Source organism: Candidatus Neomarinimicrobiota bacterium (assembly GCA_012964825.1).
Lineage (GTDB): Bacteria > Fidelibacterota > Marinisomatia > Marinisomatales > S15-B10 > UBA2125.
The window spans coordinates 1-6,345 of sequence record DTTI01000016.1 but is presented as its reverse complement, the minus strand read 5'-3'; the positions used below and the strand labels follow the sequence as shown (position 1 = coordinate 6,345).

The following is a 6,345-nucleotide window of genomic DNA, read 5'->3' as shown; positions in this document are numbered from 1 at the left end:
CGCGTACAAATTCGCCGTCGGCCTTGCGCTTGCGTCAGCATTCATCCTCGTCTGGCTGATGGGTGCAGTTGGGGTGATCGGGGTTGAGGGCGACCCCTTCGACTTGATCTATTTCGGGGTGATCTTGATCGGAATCGTCGGCGCTATCATCGCGCGCTTCCAACCACAAGGAATGGCACGCGCGATGTTTGTGACGGCATTCGCTCAGGCGTTGGTCATCGTGATCGCGCTGATGGCGGGCAAACACCACAGCCCCGTCAGCTCCGTGGCCGAGATTGTTCTCCTGAACGGGTTCTTCGTCGCGATGCTTCAGGGTTCTGCCAAACTGTTTCAGAATGCCGCACGAGAGCAACCTAATGCAGCGGCAGGGGAGGCGGATTGAACCGCGCACCGGGCGATCGAATCAGAGACCGCGGACATAGGGCGGTTCCTCGGGACGGTTGGGATGAAAGAAGAAGACACATCATATGTGATTGAGGTTTGACTTTCCCTATATCTAGCCTTAGGTTAGCAAAATAGGTTTTATGATGTCATATAATACCGACTATTGGATCTTCATTTCAATGCATTTCCCATGAATATATTAGAAACAATTTATAATGAGATCGTTGGCTTTTTGGGGATCATCCAAGCGTGGAATATCCTCAAAGTAGGTGATTATAGTATGTTTAGGACCTATGATGGTATTGTTTCGCTCATTTACCCAATCATCCCTCTACTTCTGCTCGTTGAACTAATCCTGGGCCTCATATATAAAAAACCTCAGACCAAAGTTTATAAAGTGAATTTTCTGATTTATGTATTTAACCGTTTTGTGGGTCGGTTTATTTCCATTGCAATGATGAGTTATTGTATTGGTCTTTTTCAAAGATATGCCCCTTTCCAATCACGTTTTACCTGGTATTGGCTTATTTATGGTTATGTTGTTTGGGAACTGGGCCACTTCGCATACCATTATCTTGCTCATAAAGTGCGTTTGTTTTGGTGTTTGCATTCAACCCATCATGCTCCAGAGGAGATGAATCTCTCCGTGACCCATGCGCACTTTTTTTTCGAAGCCCCTTATGCGGATATGATACGAACAACCACCTGCATACTTCTGGGGGTACAGCCCGAACTCTTATTTTTTATCATGTTCGTAGATGGCACCTACGGTGCGTTTATCCATGTTGGGGAAAACCTTATGAAAGAGGGGAAATTAGGGTTTCTGTATAATTTTATACTCACCCCAGCCCATCACAGGATCCACCATGGCAGGAATCCCCTGTATATTGACACCAATTATTGTAATCTTCTCAATATTTGGGATAAGGTGTTTGGGACCTATCAGGAGGTTCAGGAGGATATCAAAATTGATTACGGTATTTCTCGTAATATAAACTCAGGGAATTTTTTAGATGTTTATTTTGGTGATATTGTTGTTTTGGCCAAAGATATTATGATAGCGCCCGGTTTTATAAATAAAGTCAAGTATTTGATCATGCCTCCTGGATGGAGCCATACAGGTGAACATAAAACAGCAAAAATTATCCGGAACAATTACCTCAGTGCCCAAAGCACTTAAATATAGTTAGACAATTGAATCTTGACTGTAATCAACCATTATTCAATCATTCATATTATAATGTGGTTTTTAATTGCACGATATACCAAGATCGGCTGGCTTTTATTCTTGACCGTGTCGATTGGTTGGGAATTAGTGGAACTGCTACTGCCCTTTGATTTTGCTATTGAAACAATCCCAAATAAAATTGGCGATATTTTTTTAAATATTTTTGGGTATGGATGTGGAAAGAAAACAAAAATTTATTGGACTCCTGGAAAGTAACGGAGGGACGGTCGGGATGGAAGAGGGAGATACGTTACTGGCTATTAAAGCAGCAAGTGATTAGTCCTTTTTTGGAGATCCTCCGCTTAGTGCTACTTCCATCCAGGTTTCCCCATCTTTTGTTTCCATTTTCTTGGGACTGACTCTGCCTTCATTCACATTACCCGTCAACCGAATGGTTTGGGCGGCGTAGGGTGCGTACCCCGGACTCGGTGCAATAATCACAAATATATTACCATCCTGATCCACCAGGCCGGCAGGTGTGCCTCGAGTGAGGCAGCGTGTGGCGCAGGATTTATGTCCTTCACCACTCGATCCACGAGATGAGAAACAAGCAAGGTCTACTACTTCACCTTCAATTTGGATATCTTTTGGTTTCTGTTTTTTTGTCTCATCCTGAGCATATATATACCCACTCATCATCAAGAATAGGATGAAAAAAGCAAGGCCAGTATGTTTTTTATTCATTGTTATTTCCCTTTTAATTGTCATTCTTCCTACCTCTACTTAGTTTGTCTGCAGAAAGGTAGTTTCCCTTACAATGCTTTTCAAGGTAATTCCCAGTGTTAACTTGGAAAGTGAGGAGGGAACGGTGGAGATGAATGAAGAGACATATTGATTTTAATTTATTGAATCCATTAATAATGATTTTATCCAAACAATCCTTAAGGAGGGATTCATGAAGAAGCTATCCGTTTTTTTACTAATTGTTTTTTCTGGGTTATGGAGTCAGCATTACCAGGTTGATTTTCCACCAGAGGAGTTCAAAGCACGTTGGAAAGGTGTTTTTGAACAAATAGGTGATGAGGCTGTTGCTGTTGTCCAAGGATTTCCTTTATCCAATGGATTTATTATGCCAAGACAAACCAACACATTTTACTATTTAAGCGGTATTGAAACACCCCATGCCTACATATTGCTAGATGGTCGAGATAAAAAAGTCACCTTATATATGCCTCCACGAAATGAACGATTGGAACGAAGTGAGGGACGAATCTTAAACGCAGACGATGAAATATTGATCAAAAAACTGGTAGGTGTAGATGCAGTGTTTTCTACTGATGATATGCGTGAGAATTTTCCTCCAGGTTTAGATAGAGGAACAGTTATATATACTATGTTCACTCCAGCGGAAGGGCAAGGGCAAAGTCGGTATGAACTGGAAGTTGCCAATGCATCGATTGCGGCAGATCCTTGGGATGGGCGGGTTAGCCGAGAAGGTCGTCTGGTACAATTATTACGAACGCGAAACCGACGCAATGAAGTGAAGGACTTGACGCCAATCATTGATAATCTGCGAAGTGTAAAAAGCCCAAATGAAATTGCCTTAATACGCAGGGCATCTCAATTGGCCGGGTTGGGCTTGATCGAAGCGATTAAAAGTACCGAGCCTGGCGTTTGGGAATACCAACTGGATGGAATTGCCCGTTATGTGTTTTTAATCAATGGTGCCCGGTTAGAGGCATACCGATCCATTACCGCTTCCGGTACAGCAAATATTAGTAATGGACATTATTATCGAAACGATAGCCAATTGAAAAGCGGAGATATGGTATTGATGGATTATGCGCCAGACTTCAGGTACTATGTCAGTGATATTGGCCGTATGTGGCCAGTGAATGGCACCTATGAACCCTGGCAGAGAGAATTACTTCAGATTATTCTGGAATATCGTAATGTTGTATTGGATATCATCAGGCCTGGGATCATGACAGAACAAGTTTTGGAAGAGGCGCGGCAAAGAATGAAGCCAATAATGAAACGGTATAAGTTTTCAAAAAAAATATACCAGGAAGCAGCTGAAAAAATGCTTCGAACAGGTGGCGGTATTTTATCTCACCCTGTTGGTTTGGCCGTCCATGATGACGGGCCGTACCGCCATGGACCATTAAAAGTGGGCCATGTATTTTCCGTAGATCCTCAAATGTGGGTGCCGGAAGAAAATTTATATTTGCGCTATGAAGACACCATTGTGGTGACCGAAGATGGCAATGAGAATTTCACTGAATTTTTACCATCAGAATTAGATGAACTGGAAGAGTTGGTCCGGGAAAAGGGGATGCTGCAATCCTTCCCAGAAGATTTGATGAAATGGACCTATTAAATCTAAGGAGGTAAATATGCCTGATAAAGAAAAAGAACTAAAACACCCTGATAGAGGGCAGAACAGGAGACAATTTCTGAAAACCATGATCATTGGAGGCGGGGCGGTTGCCGCCGGTACTGCTTTACCGGCTTACAGTGGTAAACAGGGATTACACGGTGACCATCCTGAACTAGAACGCATCCAGGCAGTATTGAAAGAGTGCGGCAGTGAATTCGGGAATATCCGCCAAGGACAATAGGAAGAGGAGAGAATCAAATGGCTATATTTGAAGCTGAAAGCTGGTTGATTGCTGAAGGCAAGCATAAGGAACACGATGAAGAAATGCATCGCTGGTACAAGTGGGTGAATGAACATCGGGAATTGTTCCCGGAATGGAAGAGTGTCCGCTATTTTGAAAAACACGCTGCGGGTGATGATTCCGGGCGGCGTATGATAATCTGGGAGTACGACAGTTTTACTGACTACGAAAAATACAAGACCCGCCGGAAAGATTATGAGGGACCCTACAAGGAGTACAAAGAAAACGACCCCTATTATAAGGGAGTCTTTATCCACAGCCGGATGCGGGTGGAATTCTGGAAAGACCTGGAGCGGGAACTGTGGATTGAGTAGCTCGGTATGAAAGAACGCCTCAGCCGTTGTCAGGAAGATTACAGATGTGAATCCAGTGGGTATACACTTCTAGAATCTGCTACGGCGTACAGATCAATATGGGAGTTATCTACATGGTTTGAACCTGTCCCGCGAAACGAAGTGTAGAGGGATCCTATGGGGAGTACAAACCAACAGTAATTTGCTTATCTCAATCTTATATCGATCATTTTGTATTTTTTCATTGGGTTTTTCTATTCTAGTTAGCCAGTCTTTACCGGATAATATTGATATCACCGGTACGGAAACAGGGGTAGTGCCTTTACCTGAAAATATTCATTCGGCCTGGAAGCAGGAGGGTTTTGTTTATTATACAAAAGTGACAGCACCCAATGGAGGCGCAATCCACATCGCCGCGCAAGAGGCAATAAGTCAGGCTCAGATCATACGGTCAAGGAATGTGCTTGAGCATTTTCTCACAGATTTTCCTGGATCCAAATATGGTGATGATAAAAGTGCGGTGGCAAATGCCATGGCTGACAACGAAGCAATTTTGTTACTACTTAATGGTAGAGATGATGGGAGGAATGAGCCAGACCTGCCAGGACAGTGGCTGTTTGAGGAAGAATTAACTGTAGAGGGTTCAGACTGGTACATGAACAATGTTTATGAAGGTCACCGGGACGCAACTTTTGAAGAAATTCTGCATTTGGTTCACGATGCTGGGATCGGTGTGGACGGCCACAATTCCATGCCTGGGGCTCTGTCTGAATATCAAGTGGAGATCCGAAACGCCACAGATCATGCCATGGCCAATGATTACCAGATATGGCCTATGGGTGCAACCAGCAACAGTGATATCATGAACTGGGTAAATGAACTGGATGATGAAAACAGCCTGACTCAGGAATACCTTGCATCTGTTATTGATAGTTATTACGGTCTATGGGGTGCGTGGGAAGAAGAGCCGGACAAAGGAATGTGGGGCCTTTATATTGCCCACGACCGTTCCGAAATAAAGACTGAAGATCCCATGGGTTGGGAACTGATGGAGATGTTTTTTCATCCCTACCTTCAATACACGGCGTGGGTAGACTCCTCATTCAGTGGTACGTTCGCTATCAATTTTGATGAAAATCTTCCTTATACACACGCCTCACAATACCTTCTTAAGGTGAGGCTCAATGGTTCACAAAATACCAATCTGGTAGGAAATGACCAGGGTAATGTTCTTGTGGGGAACCGCGGGGATAATGTTATAGATGGTAGAGAAGGTGTTGACTCTGTCATGTTCAGGGGGAACTATAGTGATTACTCAATTGAGACCGATGAAGGCAAAACAGTAGTAAAAGACAAGTCAGAGCGAATCGATGGTGAAGACAGTCTCATCTCTGTGGAATATCTTGTGTTCAATGACAAGACAGTAGCCACAGCAAAACTTTCTAATGACAAACAGCCTAAACATCCTGAGAAATTCGGGCTGAACCACTCTTATCCTAATCCCTTCAACCCTGTGACGACCATTGCCTACGATCTTCCGGAGAAAAGCAGAGTAAACTTGTCCATCTACAATATCATGGGGTTCAGGATAGCGACCCTAATTAACGGTTCAGAAGAGGCGGGATACAAAAAGATTGTCTGGGATGGAACGGATGATTTTGGGAGAACAGTAAGCGGAGGAGTCTATTTGGTTCACATCAAGGCTGGGAATTATGAAGTAACACGAAAAATGCTGTTTTTGAAATAAACTGGAGGGTAAGTCTATTTAGATTATTATAATAATTGATTCGATACAATTAATTTTCTTATCAGGAAGAAA

7 protein-coding genes are annotated in these 6,345 nt (G+C 43.3%); 6 read left to right on the top strand and 1 reads right to left on the bottom strand.

The features are described 5' to 3' along the window. The first annotated feature begins 58 nt into the window (after window positions 1-58). Entirely contained in the window at window positions 59-382 is a 324-nt protein-coding gene (locus tag EYO21_00965) for a hypothetical protein (GenBank protein ID HIB02385.1), read from the top strand. A gap of 192 nt (window positions 383-574) precedes the next feature. Further along, a complete protein-coding gene (locus EYO21_00960; protein HIB02384.1) occupies window positions 575-1,564 on the top strand; it encodes a sterol desaturase family protein in 990 nt (329 codons plus the stop codon). Between the two features lie 324 nt (window positions 1,565-1,888). On the opposite strand, the gene EYO21_00955 is transcribed toward EYO21_00960, so the two are convergent. Next, window positions 1,889-2,296, bottom strand: a complete 408-nt coding sequence (locus EYO21_00955) for a hypothetical protein (GenBank protein HIB02383.1) — start codon at window positions 2,294-2,296, stop codon at window positions 1,889-1,891. 211 nt (window positions 2,297-2,507) lie between these two features. Here EYO21_00955 and EYO21_00950 point away from each other — a divergent pair, with 211 nt between their 5' ends. The 4 genes from EYO21_00950 to EYO21_00935 all read left to right on the top strand — a co-directional run bounded on the left by EYO21_00950 (window position 2,508) and on the right by EYO21_00935 (window position 6,273). Continuing rightward, window positions 2,508-3,932, top strand: coding sequence for a M24 family metallopeptidase (locus EYO21_00950; GenBank protein HIB02382.1), 1,425 nt, complete (start codon window positions 2,508-2,510; stop codon window positions 3,930-3,932). Between the two features lie 16 nt (window positions 3,933-3,948). Continuing rightward, entirely contained in the window at window positions 3,949-4,173 is a 225-nt protein-coding gene (locus EYO21_00945; GenBank protein HIB02381.1) for a twin-arginine translocation signal domain-containing protein, read from the top strand. Between the two features lie 17 nt (window positions 4,174-4,190). Further along, on the top strand, window positions 4,191-4,547 hold the full coding sequence (locus EYO21_00940; GenBank protein HIB02380.1) for a hypothetical protein: 357 nt from the start codon (window positions 4,191-4,193) through the stop codon (window positions 4,545-4,547). Between the two features lie 223 nt (window positions 4,548-4,770). Further along, window positions 4,771-6,273 carry a T9SS type A sorting domain-containing protein gene (locus EYO21_00935; GenBank protein ID HIB02379.1) on the top strand — a complete coding sequence of 501 codons (1,503 nt, stop codon included), beginning with the start codon at window positions 4,771-4,773 and terminating at the stop codon, window positions 6,271-6,273. Window positions 6,274-6,345: the final 72 nt, after the last annotated feature.

What these genes read in the sequence shown, in the direction of transcription:
- EYO21_00940 (HIB02380.1), top strand. Translation starts at nt 4,191, where the DNA reads ATGGCTATATTTGAAGCTGAAAGCTGGTTGATTGCTGAAGGCAAGCAT.
- EYO21_00955 (HIB02383.1), bottom strand. Translation starts at nt 2,296, where the DNA reads ATGAATAAAAAACATACTGGCCTTGCTTTTTTCATCCTATTCTTGATG.
- EYO21_00965 (HIB02385.1), top strand. Translation starts at nt 59, where the DNA reads ATGGGTGCAGTTGGGGTGATCGGGGTTGAGGGCGACCCCTTCGACTTG.
- EYO21_00945 (HIB02381.1), top strand. Translation starts at nt 3,949, where the DNA reads ATGCCTGATAAAGAAAAAGAACTAAAACACCCTGATAGAGGGCAGAAC.
- EYO21_00960 (HIB02384.1), top strand. Translation starts at nt 575, where the DNA reads ATGAATATATTAGAAACAATTTATAATGAGATCGTTGGCTTTTTGGGG.
- EYO21_00950 (HIB02382.1), top strand. Translation starts at nt 2,508, where the DNA reads ATGAAGAAGCTATCCGTTTTTTTACTAATTGTTTTTTCTGGGTTATGG.